Raw genomic sequence first — 16,869 nt, 5'->3', positions numbered from 1 at the left:
ATTTATAACATCATTTAGTCTATTAATCAAGAAATTAACAGTGACTTGCATTCATGAAACCCAATCGGCTTCTATGCTAATTATTATCCAAACTAATAGTCGGCTGTGCATCCTGCTCAGAGATCAGAGCAACTAGCAAATTGTTTATCAATTGAACCTTTTGTTTTCCATCCAATTGTAAGCTTTTATTTTTTTCAAAATGGGCTATTACTTCTTCGATAATTCCTATTGCATTTTGCACTATATGCCTTCTTGCAGAGGTGATGGCATGCGCTTGTTGACGCCTCAGCATTGCTTGTGCAATCTCAGATGAATAGGCCAAATGCGATATTCTCGCTTCTGCAATTTCAATTCCAGCAATATTCAATCTTTGTTGTAGCATTGATCTCAATTCATTTGAAATTTTATCAGAATTTTTACGCAAAGATTCCTCATCGTTTTCGCTATCATACGGATAATTACTTGCCAGTTCTCTAATTACCGAGTCACTTTGCACAAAAACGAATTCATGATAATTATTAACATTATAATATGCCTTTGCAGGACTGCTAACTCTCCAAACAATTACTACTGAAATCTCTATCGGACTTCCATTAGCATCATTAACTTTAATTTTTTCTGTGTTAATATTCTGAAATTTCAGAGACACTCTATATTTACTCGAAAACGGAAGCGTTACACATATTCCAGACTTAAAATAAGTTCCAATATAATGACCAAAAAACTCTATCACTCTTGCTTCATTAGGGTCATTAACGAAAAGTGCCTGAAGAAAAGTCAAAATTGAAACAGCAGCAACTCCAAGTGCAATTGTGCTGTCATACACAAAAAGTACCAATAAAATTAACCCTAGCGCTATTAGTACAGGAAAAGCCCGAATTTTACTTAGATTTCTATCACTTATCGTATTTTTATCTGTGCTGTCTTTATCAGATTGCTTTTTCACTTGCACCCTCTCTGCTGATTATTTCATCTACCTTACTTACAAATAATTTAAACTCTCTTAATTCACGATCAGGCAACTTTATCTCATTGCCATGAGCTATCGTAAGCGGATCAATATGTTTACCATTATATATAACTTCATAATGTAAATGAGGTCCTGTTGCAACACCAGTGCTGCCGACATAAGCAATGATCTGCCCCTGCTTTACTTTAGAGCCTAACTTTATATCGCTACTAAATTTGCTTATATGTGCGTAACAAGTTGAATATTCATTTTTGTGTTTTATTTTGATGTAATTTCCATAGCCACCATTCTTTCCTATATATTCTACCACACCCTCTGCAGCAGCATATATGGGACTGCCAAGCTTAGCTGCATAATCTACTCCTTTGTGAAAAGCAATTTTACCGCGAACAGGATGCTTTCTATTACCAAATTTCGAAGATATACGATAATCTCCATTCAAAGGACTTACGAAACTCTTTAAGCTTACACCCTCTTTATTAAAATACCTTTCTTTGCCGTCTTGCGATTTATAATGATATAAGCTAATGGCTTTATTGTTTGTTGTCAGTGAAGTATATAAAATTTTTTCTTCAGCTTTCTGATTACCGAGTGATTTCTCAAAAAGAACCTCCAACTTACCTTTTGGCACAATGTCTTTTTTAAAACCTATACCAAAATCTTTATATACGTTGATTAATTTCATCACCGTATTTGGCGCCAAACCTCCTGCATCAAAAAAAGAGGATTTTATGTCACTGGATATGAATGATAGCTTTCTATCACTTTCTGTCACCAAAGCAGCTTTTTTTTTCCTGATCCCGTCTTGGAATAACACTGGAGAGTGGGTTAGTGTCATTCCAGTGCTTGACACTGGAATCCAGCTTTTTAATCGAAAATGTTGTATAGCGTACTGTTTATAATCAATTTTGCTAGATTCCAGTGTCTGGGCACTGGAATGACAATAGTCTTTCTGCACAAATGTTTCAGTTGCATATGCTGGTAAAATACAAAGCAGTGGAAGTATTACCAGCCTCATAGTTTATCAGCAAAAATAAAATTACCTTCAACATACTGCACATCATCATTATCTTCTAGCTCTTCAACTAATATAGATAATTTATCAATTAATTCTTTGTCGCTAACTTCAATCAGGTCCTTTGGTTGCCATGAAAGACGAGCAAGTTCTGGTTCTCCAAATTTTGTATAGAAAGCGTCACGTACTTTACCAAAGTCTTTTACTTCACAAGTTATAACATATAATTCTTCTTTGTTATTTTCCTCAACATTCAATACTTCTAATTCAATTCCATAGTTAAATAAATCTTCAAAATTTATACCCTCTGCTTTATAGACAATTAAGCCTACATGATCAAAAAGGTAACTCACACATCCTGTTTCTCCCAAATTACCGCCTTTGCGAGAAAAGATATAACGTATCTCAGAAGCAGTTCGGTTGCGATTATTTGTCAGAGCATGGACAATAAGTGCAGCACCAGAAGGTCCGCAGCCTTCATATTGTATTTCTTCATAACTTTCTCCAGCAACGTTACCAGCTGCATTTTTTATTGCTGTTTCTATTTTATCTTTTGGTAGATTTTCCTTTCGCGCAGCAAAGATAGCAGAGCGAAGACGTGGATTGAGTTCGGGATCAGGCAGCCCTTGTTTTGCAGCAACTGTTATTTCCCTAATGAGCTTCGTAAATTTTTGCGAGCGCTTTGCATCCTGAGCACCTTTTCGATGTTTTATATTTGAAAACTGTGAATGACCAGCCATAAGAAAACTAATTAACCCCTTCTACTAACATATTTTCATACTGCTCAGCTTCTAAGTCAAGGCCAAGAGCTAAGTGAGCTGTTATTAAATAACTAATAACTCTAGAAGAATATTTAGAATCTTTATCGCTTATCATATTTTGAAAACGCTTAATTGCTGCTAAATATTCACCACGCTTTAGGTAAAATTCACCAATAGAATACTCTTTTTTTGATATATGTTCTGTGATTAATTTTTCTTTTTCTTTGATCTCTTCTATATATTCGCTATTCGGAAAAAGATTAATATATTCAGTAGCTAGCTCTAAAGTTTTATATGCAATTTGTTGCCCAAGCTGCACTTTGTTAATTTGCATGTAATAAGATAATACTCTTAAGTAATATACATATGGCAAATCTTCACCATTTGGATAAACGTATATATAATCATCCATATCACTTGCAGCACCGCTGTATTTACCCATATTATAGTGAGAAAACCCAGACAATAATTTGGCTTTCATTGCCCAATAAGATAAAGGATACAAATCCTTTATCTTTTGAAATGCTCTAATAGCTTGCTTATATTTTTTCTGATCATAAAGCTTAACTGCCTCCTCATATAGTTCAGTTTCAGTGTGTTCAAGGTCATTCGCATATAACTGCGTAAAGTGGCAAATTAGAAGAAAAAAGCATATGATTAAAGTCTTATACATAAGATTTTTTTTGATCAAAATAAAGTATAGACTAAATATTACCTAAATAAACAAATTTTTGGCATTATCATCGAGCAAAAACCTGCCCTTCCCGTATATTACCTATACCAGCACCTGTTGAAACACCTTTTCCACTCACTTCTACGTTCTCTAGCTTTCTAATATAAGAATGTATGATCAATCCACTTCCGACCATCAAAAGAGCAATACCTACTAGACCTAAAGCAGGTCCAACAGCAGATAATGCTACTTCAGAAATCAACATTATCCTCCTGACTAGTAATAAAGAAGAACCAGCAAGCATTAACTTAGCTGTAGACATATTGCTTGTCTTTTTTTCAGATTTCTCATCAAAGCCTTGATCTTTTTCTACTTCAGAATTTTTATTTTTCTTGTACTCACAATAGCAAAAAGTAGCACTCGCTACAAAGTAGAATATACTAGAAATTGAAAAAGCTACGTCTTCTATTATTCCTTGTGCCAATGCTTCGCTTACTATGCTAGCCACAATAACTAATGTAACTAAAGCAGCATCAGCATAGTTACAGTAATCATCAACTGTATAAGGAATATCTCTCTTTTCTTTTTCTCCATCTTCAATATTCTCCAACTCTCGTTCTTTTTCTGCTATTTTTCTATTATTATAAATTAAATATAGCGTGCAAATAAGAGATAAGACTGTGAAAGGTAATATAATATGGCCTAATGCACCGCTTATAAGGCCAAGTAATACCTGATCGCTACATGTTTTTTCGAGCTCAATTGCCATCAGCAATGCAAATGGAACCATTGTTGCCAATGATACACATTTTCTATTTAGCTCTCTTTTTTTTAACGTTAATAACTCCTGTTCCAGCTTCTGCTTTTTTTTTCCTTCTTCAAGTATTAATAATTCTTGCTCAAGTTTTTTTCTCTTTTTTTCTTCTTCATCAACTGTTGACCAGAAATCTCGAAAAAAATCCTCTATTTTAATATCTTTCTCAGAACTTGATCTCTTAAAGGAAGACTCAGTATTAAAGCTATCTATAATAATACCAGTCATACAAACTTGACTAATTTATAAACTAATACATTATACAGGATTTTAACTAATCAGTCAACATTGTGAAATTATTAACTTTCTTTGTATACTCTTAAGCAATTTAGTCAATCTGTTTGATGCTAGCTAGAACGTAATTATAGCCTGACCACATAGTCATAACAGCTGCAGCCCATAAGCAAATCACACCTGCATATCGAATTTTCTCATAATCACTCATTATTAGCGCTACCACAGCAATCATCTGCAAAAATGTTTTAATTTTTCCAGCCTTACTCACAGGTAGGCTAACGTTTGTAGCTATCAAAAACTCCCGCATACCTGAAACTAATATCTCCCTACAAACAATTATAACTGACGGTATAATTGTAATATCATCTATCTTGTGCTTATAAACTAGCATGATTATTGTTGAAGCTACTACTAACTTGTCGGCAATTGGATCAAATAACTTGCCAAAATTCGATTGGACTTTCCATGCACGTGCTAAATAACCATCAAAAAAATCTGTAATGCACGCAAACATAAAGATCAATATTGTTATTAGACTTGCATATTTACTTTCTATATAAAAGCTTGATATTATTGCCGGTATCGCGAGCGCACGAGAAATTGTTAGCAAATTAGGCACGTTTTTCTTAAGCATGTAAGTCACACTATTGGTAGATAAACTTATACAGAAGTACAGCAGAATTCACAAGCTAATAGTTGAACATTCATAAAAACCCCATATACTTAAAAAATTACTAACAATAAGCTCAAAGCATGAATAATGATTTAGATAACACCACAAAACAAGAAGCACTTAAGTACCATAATAAAAGTGGTAAACCTGGTAAGGTATCGGTTATACCAACAAAACCCTTATCCACACAGCATGACCTATCACTTGCTTATTCCCCTGGTGTTGCAGCCCCATGCCTTGCAATAGCTAAAAATCCTAAAGCTGTTTATGATTACACGGCAAAAAGCAATTATGTGGCTGTCATTTCAAATGGCACCGCAGTGCTGGGACTTGGCAATATCGGTCCTCTTGCTTCAAAACCCGTCATGGAAGGCAAAGCTGTTTTATTTAAGCGTTTTGCTGACATTGATGCAATTGATATAGAAGTTGACACAGAAAACATAGAAGATTTCATCAATGCAGTAAGGTATCTTGGTCCAAGTTGGGGGGGAATAAATTTAGAAGATATAAAATCTCCTGATTGTTTCATAATAGAAAAACGTCTAAATGAATTGATGGATATTCCGGTTTTTCATGATGATCAACATGGAACTGCAGTAGTTGTTGCAGCTGGTATAGAAAATGCCCTCGATATTGCTGGAAAGAAATTAGAGAATGTCAAGATCATCATGAATGGTGCTGGAGCAGCTGGTATTGCGTGTTTGGAAATACTGAAGTCTATGGGTGCTAAGAACATAGTACTATGTGACAAACAAGGAGTAATACACAAAGACAGAAAAGAGGATATGAATGAGTGGAAGGAAAAATATGCAATTGACACTAAAGAACGTTCTCTACTTGATGCCATAAAAGGCGCTGATATATTCATCGGACTATCCGCAAAGGATGTGCTTAGCGAAGAGATGTTAAAAAGCATGGGTAAAGACCCGATCATTTTTGCTCTTGCTAACCCTGATCCAGAAGTAAGGCCTGAATTTGCAAAATCTGTAAGGCCAGATGCAATAATTGCAACTGGTAGGTCAGACTATAACAACCAAGTCAATAACGTAATGGGATTTCCTTACATATTCAGAGGAGCACTCGACGTACATGCAACGACAATAAATGATGAAATGAAAATTGCTGCTGCAGATGCAATAGCAAAGCTTGCCCGCGAATCAGTGCCAAATGAGATATCTGCAGCCTATGGCGGTCGTAAAATGAGCTATGGACGTGAATATATAATACCTACTCCATTTGATCCAAGATTAATTTCTATAGTATCTCCTGCTGTTGCAAAAGCTGCAGTTACTTCAGGTGTGGCAAGAAAGGAAATAGAGAACTGGAATAAGTATGAAAGCCAATTAAAATCTCGTCTTGCTAGTGCTCTAAGCACGCTGAATCTATTGTCTTCACAATAATTAATTGCGTATTTTAGACTTATAATTAAAATAAACTGATGACTATTACAATTCACGAGTTAGAGAAAATTATCAAACAATCATTTCCTGATGCTGATATAAAGATTAAGGACCTTGCTGGAGATGATGATCATTACCATCTAAAAATAACTTCCAAGTGTTTTTCTGGAAAGACAAAAATAGAACAACATAGAATGGTATATAAAGCTCTCAAAGATCAGTCTATACATGCATTGCAACTAGAAACTAGCACTTAAAATTAAGGTGATATTTATGAACAACTTTGAACAAATAAAAAAAGACATAGCAGAAAATGATGTAGTGCTGTATATGAAAGGCACCTCTGACTTTCCTCAATGCGGATTCTCTGGGCTCGTCGTGTCAATTCTCAAAAAATTGAATGTAAAGTTTAAATGCATCAACGTACTTGAGAATGATGAAATACGTCAGTCCATAAAAAGTTTTTCTGATTGGCCAACAATTCCACAAATATATATAAAGGGAGAGTTTATTGGTGGCTGTGACATAATCCGTGAGATGTATGAAAACGGTGAATTACAAAATTTGTTAAAAGAAAAAAAGGTTATTGCCGAGTAAGTTTACACAGCAGAGTGGCAAAATAAAAACATAGTGTCAGTGTCCAGACACTGCCTTCTTTTCTGGATTTCAGTGTCAGCTACTTGAATGACACCCTTTTAGTAGCACACACACAACTGTACAAATATTGTGATTTATACCTCAAAAATGCGAGTAGCTCATTTGGTGTCATGTTACATTCGAGTTATACCTTATCACCAGGCTTCACAAATAGATGACCCAATGTTATTAGCTTTATAGGCTTACTTTCATTATTTGCGACTACCCAAACTCCATCGTCTTCATAATCAACAATTTCTATTGCTGTAAATACTACATAATTATTATCATCAACAATCTTTATTCCAAGAATACCATCGTCATTTAAGCTTAAGGCCGAAGAAGGAATTTTATATGCAAATCTTTCACCTGAAGGGAGGCTTACACTAGCAGTCAGTCCTTGCAAAGATATAATCTCATTATCAGTTACCTTTACCTCCACTCTATAAGATCCAGTTTTAGGCTCAGCAATTTTACTAATAAAACTCACTTCACCTACTAATTCCCTTCCGTCTAGCAAATTAATTTGCGCTGTGCTACCTAGCTTTATTTTATTTACTTCATTTTCTGAAACATATAACACCACAAGAACCTGATCAAAATTAACTATGTCATTTATCTTATGTCCAAGATTAACAAAATCCCCTTCATTTACGTTGATCTTATCTATATAACCATCAATAGGAGATTTAATCGCAGTGTTTTCTAAATCCAATTCTAGCCTTTTTAGGTCAGCTTTTGCACTCTGCAATGCAGTAAAAGCTGATTCCACTCTTATCTGTGCTCCATAGCCTTTTTTATTCAATTTTCGAGAGGAATCATACTCAATTTCACGCTGATTTAATAAAGCTTTGGCTTTCTCAACTTGTGCAACTCTGTCATAATCTTCTATCTTTAAAATTACATCGCCTCTTTTTACTTTTTCACCATCAGACAAATAAATAGCAATAACTTGACCACTTGTTCTTGAGACAAGGCTTGCCCTATGCAAGGGATTTACTGTACCAGAAAAATTTAAATATACAGTGCGATTTTGTGGAGTATAATCCTGAGTTTTTACTGAAAAACTACTAATTGGATTATCACTATGAACCGCCTGATCTTTTTTTAAAAATGTATTGTTGATAAAAAACAGTAGAATAAGAGCAATACTGGAAACGATGATTACTTTGTTTCTCATCCTTAAACAGTAAAATTTATTGACCAATCTTGTTAGAAATAACTGCATAAATTTTCAAATATCAGAAGTATAAGTATAATACATCTATTGTCACTCTATAAACAGTTTTACGTAAGCAAATTTTCCTACAATAAGTAAGTTTGCCAAAATGAAATTTTTAATTAAGAAACCTTATCCGAAAAGTTATTATGTCAATATAAGAATTAACATTATATTAGCATATAAGTACTAACGTGCTATTAGTTTTATAATTAAGGAGTATATTATGACAAACCCTATACTAAACCCTCCATTTTAATGGAAGGCACTTCATGATTGCTATAGAGAATGTGAAGAAAAGTCCCCAGGGTAGGTAACAGCAGAGCGAAATAATTGCAAGTGGTACTGTCGTCTGAAAGATACTCATGGCTTATTTAAATCTGATTCACAAGAAGAGTCGACACCTATTGATATAAGTAGTACATTCAGAGAGATTGGAAATAAATTCTATGATCCCGCAGATTCAGTGCTGTTCTATAGTAAAATAAAGGATCAAAGTTCAATTAGTAAGTCTACTTTTGTAGACTTACTCTCTCATATTGACTCAACTGCAGAGCTGAAGTGCTAATGCCTGATTTTTTTTACTGACTTTCCGTATTTTCAGGAAGAGGAGACCCTATTAACTCCATCTTGGTCTGTTGTACCACCATACGCGTCAAGTTAAGGAAATAAAGGTATGAAAGAGATAGAATAATAAGGTATAAGTTCTCCCAGATATACTTTTAGTGAGAGAACCAATGAATAAAATAACTTGCTTATCAAAAAAGCTCAAAGAATTTTTTAATGAAAAAGCAGAGAAAATCTCAATTACAACAAGGTTTATAAAAAGAAAGAGAAAGCTAAAAGGTTCATCATTCGTAAAAGCCATGGTCTTGGGTAATATAGGAGTTGATAATTGTAGCGTAGAAACAATGTGTCAATTACTAAACGAGGACTCGATAGATATAACAAAACAAGGTTTGGATTTTAGATTTACTGAAGAAGCAGTGGAATTTATGAAAAGGATGTATAATGAATCTGTGATTCTCTTTAAAAATATCTTGCAAGTTGATTGCAAAATCTTACAGCAATTTAATAGTGTTAAATTATTGGACAGTAGCTATATTACTCTACCTAACAGTATGGAAGAGATGTATAAAGGTTATGGTACTAGCTACAGTGGCTATGAAAGCAATACTAAGTCTGGAATAAAGTTACAATTAGTTTTCGACTACATGAATCAGATAATAGACCAACTTAATTTAACGGAGGGGGTAAGATCAGACCAGGGATATAGGAAACATTTAAGTAATATATTAAGCAATGATTTGCTAATATCTGATCTCGGTTATTTTGTGCCAAGTTCTTTTAAACAAATCAATGAAATAGGAGCTTATTTCATAAGTCGTTATAAATCTGATACCAACATATATGATGTAGAAACAAATCAAAAAATGGAGTTATTAGAATGTTTAGAGGATAAGTTATTTTTAGAAAACGAGGTATTGTTAGGAAAAGAAGCAAAAATTAGAGTAAGAATTATATGTCAGAAACTAACTGAAGAACAGTCTATGGCCAGAAGAAGGAAAGCTAATAGATTAGCAAGATCGCAGGGATATACATCCTCTAAAAGAAATCAAAAATTGTTGAACTGGTCAATATTTATAACTAATGTTCCAGAAAATAAAATTAGTGCTGAGCAAGTATTAACGATTTACAGAGTAAGGTGGCAAATTGAGTTATTATTTAAATTGTATAAAAGCCATATCAGGCTTGATAAGCTAAAAGGAAAGCCATACAGAGTATTATGTGAACTATATGCTAAATTGTGCGCAATTCTTATATTTCACGGCATAGTTGGTTGCACAGAAGTGAAAAAGAATACAGAACTTAGCTTAACAAAGGCATTTATTGAGCTAAAAAGGCGGGTTAGAGAGTTATTTTTAGTATTAACCAAAATTAATAGTTTAAAAGCATTTCTTAAAAAACTCACTATAACTTGGTCGCTATTTTCATTAAAAGACAAACGTAGAAGGGCTAGAGTATCCACTTTAACCTCTCTAAATTTGCTCACAATCTCTTAACTTGACGCGTATGGTTGTACCACAATGTGCGTACAGCAACTAAAAGGGTGTCATCCCAGTGCGTGACACTGGAATCCATAATCTTTTCAAAAACTCAGAATTCCTTGATCCCAGTGTCACGCACTGGGATGACACCTATTTATTTTCGGTGCTCCCTTTCTTGTCATCCGAGTAGCCTTTGCTTGTCATTCAAGTAGCAGACACTCGAATCCATTATACTCCGTAAATTTAACTGGATGCCAGTGTCTGAGCACTGGCATGACAACAAAGGAGCTACTTTCATGACAACATTTAGTTGTATTTCTCTCATCTACCTATTTTGCCACCCTGATGAGTAGATATATTAGCATATATTTAATAGAGTTTAGCTCTTCACTAAACGGGCACCCAATTGTTCAACACTATCAATTTTAATTTGTAAAGTATCCTTTACAAACTTGTTAGCCTGGTCTGTACTCATAAAAGCTACCCATTTATTAGGCATTAATTTTTCCATAACAGCTCTATCTTTATTTTGCAAATGACAAATATAGCTATACTTTTTAAAATCTAGAAGTTTAGCAAAGCCATCACGATCATTCTCATGGTGAAAAGCAACATTTATACCTACTATTTCGTCCGTTTCTTGCAGCTTTCCATCTTTATCTATTACCTGTGCCTTAGCAAGCGCAACTGTAGGTTTATGGCCATAATTTGCTCCAATAACCCTTCTTATTGAATGTTCTATTGCTATTTTTTGCACTTCAGGATTTTCATCAAACTCTTTCAAAAAATTAAGGTGTAAGTTAATATATTCAGAGTATTTCAATCTGTGTTTTTTATGTATAGTTGGTTTGTAGGACAGTTCATTTGTAGGTGACTTATAGTTTGCAAGAAGCAATTTTTGTTCATACTGCTCATTAAATTCCTTTATCTTTTCAAAATGTCTTTCATATTGAGTCAATCCATCTTTCCCTTTTTTCTCCATCCTTTCCAAGAATTTCTCTACAGGTTCTCGTTTGGCTAGATTAATTTTGCGTATAAGCGGAATTTGTTTTTTCAAGCTAATCCAATATGGTAGGCAAACAACTTTTGCATCTTTCGAAAATAGACCTTCTAACTTTTTCACTGCATTGTATAAGTTTGCTGATTCTGGTTTATAATGCCCGCTATTATTGTCTATATAAGTTATTTTACCATTTACCACTTTCATTAAACCAGAACATAAAACTGGCCTACCACCTGCAAGAGTTGAATGACGATAAGCCCATTCGCTTTTGTTAACATTAATATGTTCATGAGTTACTAATTTTCCATCAAGCGTGATAACATAAGCTACACAACCTTTTTTACCCTTACTAATTTTATCAGTTGTATCATATAGTTTGCCTTTAAAGCCTTTTAACTTATTACCTTCCACTTCTGGCATTAAGTCCACGTATAATTTTCCTTTATAAGGAATTTTAGTATACTCTGCTTGGTCATCTGGAGTAAAATACTTAACCCTTGTATTAGTTCCAGGAATTTTTCTTCCTTCAACTCCAACTTCTGGAAACAAATTATATCATGGAAAAAAATAAGTAAAATTATTCTCTATCCAATACAGAATCTTATTTATGATACCAAAAACCTTTCTATTACCTAAATCAATAGAGAGTTGCTGTTCCTTTGGTACTGCTAGATAATTGGACTTTGTACCAGATTTGCCAAATTCTTTGGCAGCATATTTAAACTTTTCTAGTAAATATTCCTTACGTTCTTTTGATACTGACATTTTTACCTAACTCACTATTATTTTATCTTATATTATTTTAAACAAAAAATCAGTCTTTCTTAAGATATTAAGAAAAAAGTAGCAGCAAAATAGCTAAACTGACTTAGATTTATCGACAATTTGAAAAATCATCATTCCGCTACTTGTTAGCGAAATCTATGTTCGTACAGTTGTGCTGCCCAACAAACTTATGCTAAGCTGTGCTGCCACTAATTTTGCAACCGGTACTCTATAGGGCGAGCATGACACATAATCAACCCCTGATTTGATGAAAAACTCTATGGACTGTGGATTCGCTCCATGCTCTCCACATATACCAAGTTTAATTTCTTTTCTGGTTTTTTTGCCCCTTTCGATAGCTATTCTGATTAATTCCCCTACCCCTTCGACATCTAGCACCTCAAAGGGATCGTTTTTGAAGATGTTGCTTTCCTTATAAGAATCGAGGAAATTAACTGAATCATCTCGTGAAAGTCCCATAGTTGTTTGTGTTAAATCATTAGTGCCAAAACTAAAAAATTCTGCGTGTTTTGCGAGTTTGTCAGCAATAAGTGCTGCTCTTGGCAGTTCTATCATCGTTCCGATCGAATAATTCACATCGAAATTTTTAGCTTCTTTCTTTACTAACTCGCATATCAGAACAAACTCTTTCTCGCTCATGATAAAAGGAATCATGATTTCAGGTTTCACTTCTATCTTCTTTTCTTTCCTTAATTCACTTGCAGCACTGAGTATTGCCCTAATCTGCATTTTATATATTTCAGGATGAGAAATAGCAAGCCTACACCCTCGATGGCCAAGCATTGGATTTTTTTCTGATAACTGTACTATTTTATTTTTTACCGATTCAACTGACTTATTCAGTGATCTGGCGATTTTTTCTATAATGGATTGATCATGAGGTAAAAACTCATGTAGAGGTGGATCAAGTAATCGTATAGTGACTTCCTTGCCCTCCATAATAAAAAACATTTCTTTGAAATCAGACTTTTGCATTTCTTCGAGTTTATTTAATGCACTTGCCCTTTCATTTTCATCATCAGCTATTATCAATTTTTGAATGAATTCGATCCTATCACTAGCAAAAAACATATGTTCTGTGCGACATAAGCCTATACCTTCTGCACCGAATCCTTTTGCAATTTTTGCATCTTTTGGAGTATCAGCGTTCGCTCTCACCTTCACTGTTTTGACTTTATCTACCCAGTTAATTATCGTTTTGAACTCTTGAGATAATTCAGGCAAAATTGTAGGGAGAATACCAAGCATAACCTCTCCTGTTCCTCCATTGATGGTGATTGATTCACCTTTATTTACTTTTATATCCCCCATAGAAAGAAATTTTTCATCTTTATCAATATAAAGTCCATTTAGACTACAAATACATGGTTTACCCATTCCACGAGTTACAACAGCGGCATGCGAGGTCATACCTCCTCGCGCTGTTACTATTCCACTTGCAGCATTCATTCCATTAATATCTTCAGGGCTCGTCTCTGATCTTACCAAAATTACTTTTTTGCCCTGCTCTGCAGCTTTTTCAGCATCACTTGCACTGAATACTACATATCCAGAAGCAACACCTGGAGAAGCTGGCAGTCCTTTGCCTATTACTTCTTGATCGATTTTAACATCAAGAACTGGATGCAATAAATTGTCAAAAGTTTTTGGATCAATTCTCAATATTCCTTCCTCTTTTGTAATCACTCCTTCGTTTACCATATCAACTATTATGCGAATAGCAGCTTCGGCTGTGCGCTTGCCAGACCTAGTCTGCAAAATCCATAACTTACCGTCCTGTACAGTAAATTCGATATCCTGCATGTCCTTATTATGACTTTCAAGTTTTTCACATATCGCGCATAATTCTCGGTAAACACTTGGTAGCAACTTCTCCATGGTACTTTCTTGCTCCCCGTCAATTGGCATAGGAGTATAAACACCAGAAACCACATCCTCACCCTGAGCATTAACTAAAAACTCACCAAAAAGCTTTTTTTCTCCAGTTGAAGGATTACGTGTAAATATCACGCCGGTTGCAGAATTATCATTTAAATTACCAAAAACCATTGCTTGTACATTAACTGCATTTCCAAGGTTTTCAGGAATATTATGTATTCTTCTATAGGAAACAGCCCTATCATTTTTCCAAGAGGCAAATACTGCATTAACTGAGTTTAACAATTGCTCTTCAACGTTCTGCGGAAAATGTTTCTCGGTTTTTTTATATACTATCTTTTTAAAATCGTTAACAATTCTCTTTAAAACATCAACATCAAGATCAGCTAAGCTTTTTGCTCCACTCTTTTGCTGCTCATTATCAATAACATCTTGAAATAGGTGATGATCAAGCTGTAGTACAACATTGGAGTACATCATGATGAAACGGCAGTAGCTATCGTAAGTAAAACGTTCGCCACTTTTTTTTGCAAGCCCAACAACGGTTTCATCATTTAGACCAACATTTAAAATAGTATCAAGCATGCCCGGCATTGAACTAACACTACCAGAGCGTATGGAAACTAATAAGGGATTATTTAAATCCCCAAATTTACAACCGATGTCATTTTCGAGCATCGTCATGTAGTTTTTTATCTCGTTACGTAGATCACAAGACAATTCATTATCTTGACAATAGGCCTGACAAACAGCAGTGGAAATTGTAAAACCAGGTGGAACAGGAATGCCAATGTTACACATCTCTGCCAGATTTGCTCCCTTCCCTCCTAGTAGATTTCTCATTGCTGCATTGCCTTCACAGTTGCTTTGGCTAAAGTAATATATTAACTTTTCTTGCATTTTCTTCGGATTTTCACTAATATACATACTATTCTAATAAATTTGTCAGGCAGGAGTAATAAATTTTGTAAAATTCAGCAGAGCTAATACATTAAATAGTCCCTTTTCCTTTCATTCCAGTACTCTTTTCTGTCATCTCAACGACCTCTATGATGTCATTCCAGCGCATGACGCTAGAATCCAGTTTGTCCATAATCTCACCAAAAACGTTGTGTTTTAGCATAATTTTGTGCTCAATATGCTTATTTGTAGTAAAGACTTCTGGATTCCAGCATCAAGTGCTGGAATGACACCGTCATACCTGTTGGAGTATGAATGTAGCCTTATCTCACACTCCTGTCATCCCAGTGCCCAGACACTGGGATCCAGAAGACTGATCAAGTAATAAGAACTAGTCACGCGCTGGCTCTCTTAAATTACTTTAGCTATAAGTGTTAAGAAATTTACCAATCAAAAAAAGGCAAAAGAATCCACATGGTGCTAATTTTATTACTGTAATTGATAATGTGCTAACTCTTAAAATAAGCGCGATCTGGCCGAATGTAGAAAAAATAAAAAAGGCATTCAGCCGACATAATTTCGCCAATAAATACAAGATTTGTCAAGAAGCTTCTATTAAATGAAAGTTATGAAAAAAATCTATTGCAAGTCTTTTAATATTCTGTTAAGAGCTGGAACAAATAAAAATTATTATGTTTGGATTAGAGAATAAGAAATTTCTGATTACTGGTGCATCAGGCGGAATAGGCCAGGCAATTGTAGAAATTATGCATAAGGCCAGAGCAACTTTATGTATTTCTAGTACAAAAAAAGAAGTACTCGAAGAAGTTGCTAAAAAATATGAAAAAAACATTCACGTACTTCCTTGCGACTTATCAAATCCTGAAGAGGTAAATCAACTAATAAATAAAGCAAGTGAGTTGATGAAAGGCTTTGATGGACTCATATGCAATGCAGGAATTACACAAGACAGCTTATTGTTGAGAATGACAGATGAAGCATGGCAAAAGGTAATTGATATTAATTTGAACTCTACATTTAAACTAAATAGAGAAGCATGCAGAAAATTAATTAAAAACAACTGGGGAAGAATTATAAATCTTTCCTCAATAGTAGGTTTAACAGGCAATGCCGGGCAAGTAAATTATGCAGCATCAAAAGCTGGAATAATAGCTATGAGCAAATCTATAGCAAAAGAAGTTGCAAGTCGCGGTGTAACAGTAAATTGCATTGCTCCTGGGTTTATAGATACTAAGATGACTGAAGTTTTAAATGAAAAACAAAAAGAAAAAATATTAGATAATATTCCAATGCAAAGAATGGGAACAGGAGAAGAAATAGCAGCAGGAGTATTGTTTTTAGCAAGCGACGAAGCAAGATATATAACGGGGCATGTGCTTAACATCAATGGTGGGCTATTTATGTAGCAACACTTATTTATGGACAAACTATGAGTTTTACCTTAAAATAAATATATATAAATTTAGATTCACACTAGTTTATTACTTGGAGGCAAAAGAATGAGTTATATAATAAAAAAACTTTTTAATGCTTTATGTATAGTGCTATTTCTCTCTTTTTCAGATTACGCAAATGCTGCTGATAATATAGATGATACAACTGCCCAAGTAATATGCAATATTATTGGTTATATTTGGGGAATAGGTGGGCCACTTATGACTGTAGTCATAATAGGTGCAGCTTTGCTTGCAATATTTGGTAGAATGCCATGGCCAGCTCTCTTTGCCTTGGGTATGTTTTGTGGTGTATTTTTTGGCGCCAAAACGATTATAATGAAAATTATACCCAATATAAGTACTGAAGTAAAAGATATGTTGGATAAGTGCGGGAAATAA

At 34.4% G+C, this 16,869-nt stretch carries 17 protein-coding genes; 6 read left to right on the top strand and 11 right to left on the bottom strand.

Features of this window, described 5'->3' with window-relative positions; all coding sequences use genetic code 11:
* Positions 1-76: 76 nt before the first annotated feature.
* From M1L26_RS01980 to pgsA, 6 genes are all read right to left on the bottom strand, one after another.
* Positions 77-946, bottom strand: a complete 870-nt coding sequence (locus M1L26_RS01980; RefSeq protein WP_211907908.1) for an SPFH domain-containing protein — start codon at positions 944-946, stop codon at positions 77-79.
* Positions 930-1,988 carry a M23 family metallopeptidase gene (locus M1L26_RS01975; RefSeq protein ID WP_211907907.1) on the bottom strand — a complete coding sequence of 353 codons (1,059 nt, stop codon included), beginning with the start codon at positions 1,986-1,988 and terminating at the stop codon, positions 930-932. Before M1L26_RS01975 ends, M1L26_RS01980 begins: the two co-directional genes overlap by 17 nt.
* Positions 1,985-2,725 carry a YebC/PmpR family DNA-binding transcriptional regulator gene (locus tag M1L26_RS01970; RefSeq protein WP_211907905.1) on the bottom strand — a complete coding sequence of 247 codons (741 nt, stop codon included), beginning with the start codon at positions 2,723-2,725 and terminating at the stop codon, positions 1,985-1,987. Before M1L26_RS01970 ends, M1L26_RS01975 begins: the two co-directional genes overlap by 4 nt.
* A 7-nt stretch (positions 2,726-2,732) precedes the next feature.
* On the bottom strand, positions 2,733-3,419 hold the full coding sequence (gene bamD, locus M1L26_RS01965) for an outer membrane protein assembly factor BamD (RefSeq protein ID WP_250120319.1): 687 nt from the start codon (positions 3,417-3,419) through the stop codon (positions 2,733-2,735).
* 67 nt (positions 3,420-3,486) lie between these two features.
* Complete coding sequence (locus M1L26_RS01960) at positions 3,487-4,461, bottom strand: hypothetical protein (RefSeq protein ID WP_250120318.1); 975 nt, start codon at positions 4,459-4,461, stop codon at positions 3,487-3,489.
* A 100-nt stretch (positions 4,462-4,561) separates the two neighbouring features.
* Positions 4,562-5,104: a CDP-diacylglycerol--glycerol-3-phosphate 3-phosphatidyltransferase gene (pgsA, locus tag M1L26_RS01955; protein ID WP_250120317.1), complete on the bottom strand. Its 543-nt coding sequence runs from the start codon at positions 5,102-5,104 to the stop codon at positions 4,562-4,564.
* Positions 5,105-5,223: 119 nt separating this feature from the next.
* Here pgsA and M1L26_RS01950 point away from each other — a divergent pair, with 119 nt between their 5' ends.
* From M1L26_RS01950 to grxD, 3 genes are read left to right on the top strand one after another with little or no spacing between them, the layout of a single operon-like run.
* Positions 5,224-6,543 carry a malic enzyme-like NAD(P)-binding protein gene (locus M1L26_RS01950; protein ID WP_211907897.1) on the top strand — a complete coding sequence of 440 codons (1,320 nt, stop codon included), beginning with the start codon at positions 5,224-5,226 and terminating at the stop codon, positions 6,541-6,543.
* Positions 6,544-6,581: 38 nt separating this feature from the next.
* Positions 6,582-6,800 (top strand): BolA/IbaG family iron-sulfur metabolism protein, encoded by a 219-nt coding sequence (locus M1L26_RS01945; protein ID WP_211907895.1) that lies wholly within the window; start codon positions 6,582-6,584, stop codon positions 6,798-6,800.
* Positions 6,801-6,816: 16 nt separating this feature from the next.
* Complete coding sequence (gene grxD / locus M1L26_RS01940) at positions 6,817-7,140, top strand: Grx4 family monothiol glutaredoxin (RefSeq protein WP_211907893.1); 324 nt, start codon at positions 6,817-6,819, stop codon at positions 7,138-7,140.
* 184 nt (positions 7,141-7,324) lie between these two features.
* Here grxD and M1L26_RS01935 read toward each other — a convergent pair whose 3' ends face one another.
* Complete coding sequence (locus M1L26_RS01935; RefSeq protein ID WP_250120316.1) at positions 7,325-8,359, bottom strand: efflux RND transporter periplasmic adaptor subunit; 1,035 nt, start codon at positions 8,357-8,359, stop codon at positions 7,325-7,327.
* 776 nt (positions 8,360-9,135) lie between these two features.
* Between M1L26_RS01935 and M1L26_RS01930 the strand changes: the two genes are divergently transcribed.
* Positions 9,136-10,461, top strand: coding sequence for an IS4 family transposase (locus tag M1L26_RS01930; RefSeq protein ID WP_250120315.1), 1,326 nt, complete (start codon positions 9,136-9,138; stop codon positions 10,459-10,461).
* A 364-nt stretch (positions 10,462-10,825) separates the two neighbouring features.
* On the opposite strand, the gene M1L26_RS01925 is transcribed toward M1L26_RS01930, so the two are convergent.
* The 4 genes from M1L26_RS01925 to M1L26_RS06420 all read right to left on the bottom strand — a co-directional run bounded on the left by M1L26_RS01925 (position 10,826) and on the right by M1L26_RS06420 (position 15,236).
* Positions 10,826-11,998: a hypothetical protein gene (locus M1L26_RS01925; protein WP_250120314.1), complete on the bottom strand. Its 1,173-nt coding sequence runs from the start codon at positions 11,996-11,998 to the stop codon at positions 10,826-10,828.
* Between the two features lie 6 nt (positions 11,999-12,004).
* The gene (locus tag M1L26_RS01920; RefSeq protein ID WP_250120313.1) at positions 12,005-12,214 is read right to left on the bottom strand and encodes a hypothetical protein; all 210 of its coding nucleotides are present in this window, start codon (positions 12,212-12,214) and stop codon (positions 12,005-12,007) included.
* Positions 12,215-12,370: 156 nt separating this feature from the next.
* A complete protein-coding gene (ppdK, locus tag M1L26_RS01915; protein WP_250120312.1) occupies positions 12,371-15,040 on the bottom strand; it encodes a pyruvate, phosphate dikinase in 2,670 nt (889 codons plus the stop codon).
* A 64-nt stretch (positions 15,041-15,104) separates the two neighbouring features.
* Positions 15,105-15,236, bottom strand: a complete 132-nt coding sequence (locus M1L26_RS06420; protein WP_256438220.1) for a hypothetical protein — start codon at positions 15,234-15,236, stop codon at positions 15,105-15,107.
* Positions 15,237-15,705: 469 nt separating this feature from the next.
* On the opposite strand from M1L26_RS06420, the gene fabG reads away from it, so the two are divergent.
* Together fabG and M1L26_RS01905 are read left to right on the top strand one after the other, a co-directional pair.
* On the top strand, positions 15,706-16,440 hold the full coding sequence (gene fabG, locus M1L26_RS01910) for a 3-oxoacyl-[acyl-carrier-protein] reductase (protein WP_211907885.1): 735 nt from the start codon (positions 15,706-15,708) through the stop codon (positions 16,438-16,440).
* A gap of 93 nt (positions 16,441-16,533) precedes the next feature.
* On the top strand, positions 16,534-16,869 hold the full coding sequence (locus M1L26_RS01905) for a TrbC/VirB2 family protein (RefSeq protein WP_250120311.1): 336 nt from the start codon (positions 16,534-16,536) through the stop codon (positions 16,867-16,869).

Source organism: Wolbachia endosymbiont of Ostrinia scapulalis, from assembly GCF_023559145.1.
In the GTDB taxonomy this organism is placed as follows: Bacteria; Pseudomonadota; Alphaproteobacteria; order Rickettsiales; family Anaplasmataceae; genus Wolbachia.
This window is presented reverse-complemented; position numbering and strand designations above follow the sequence as displayed.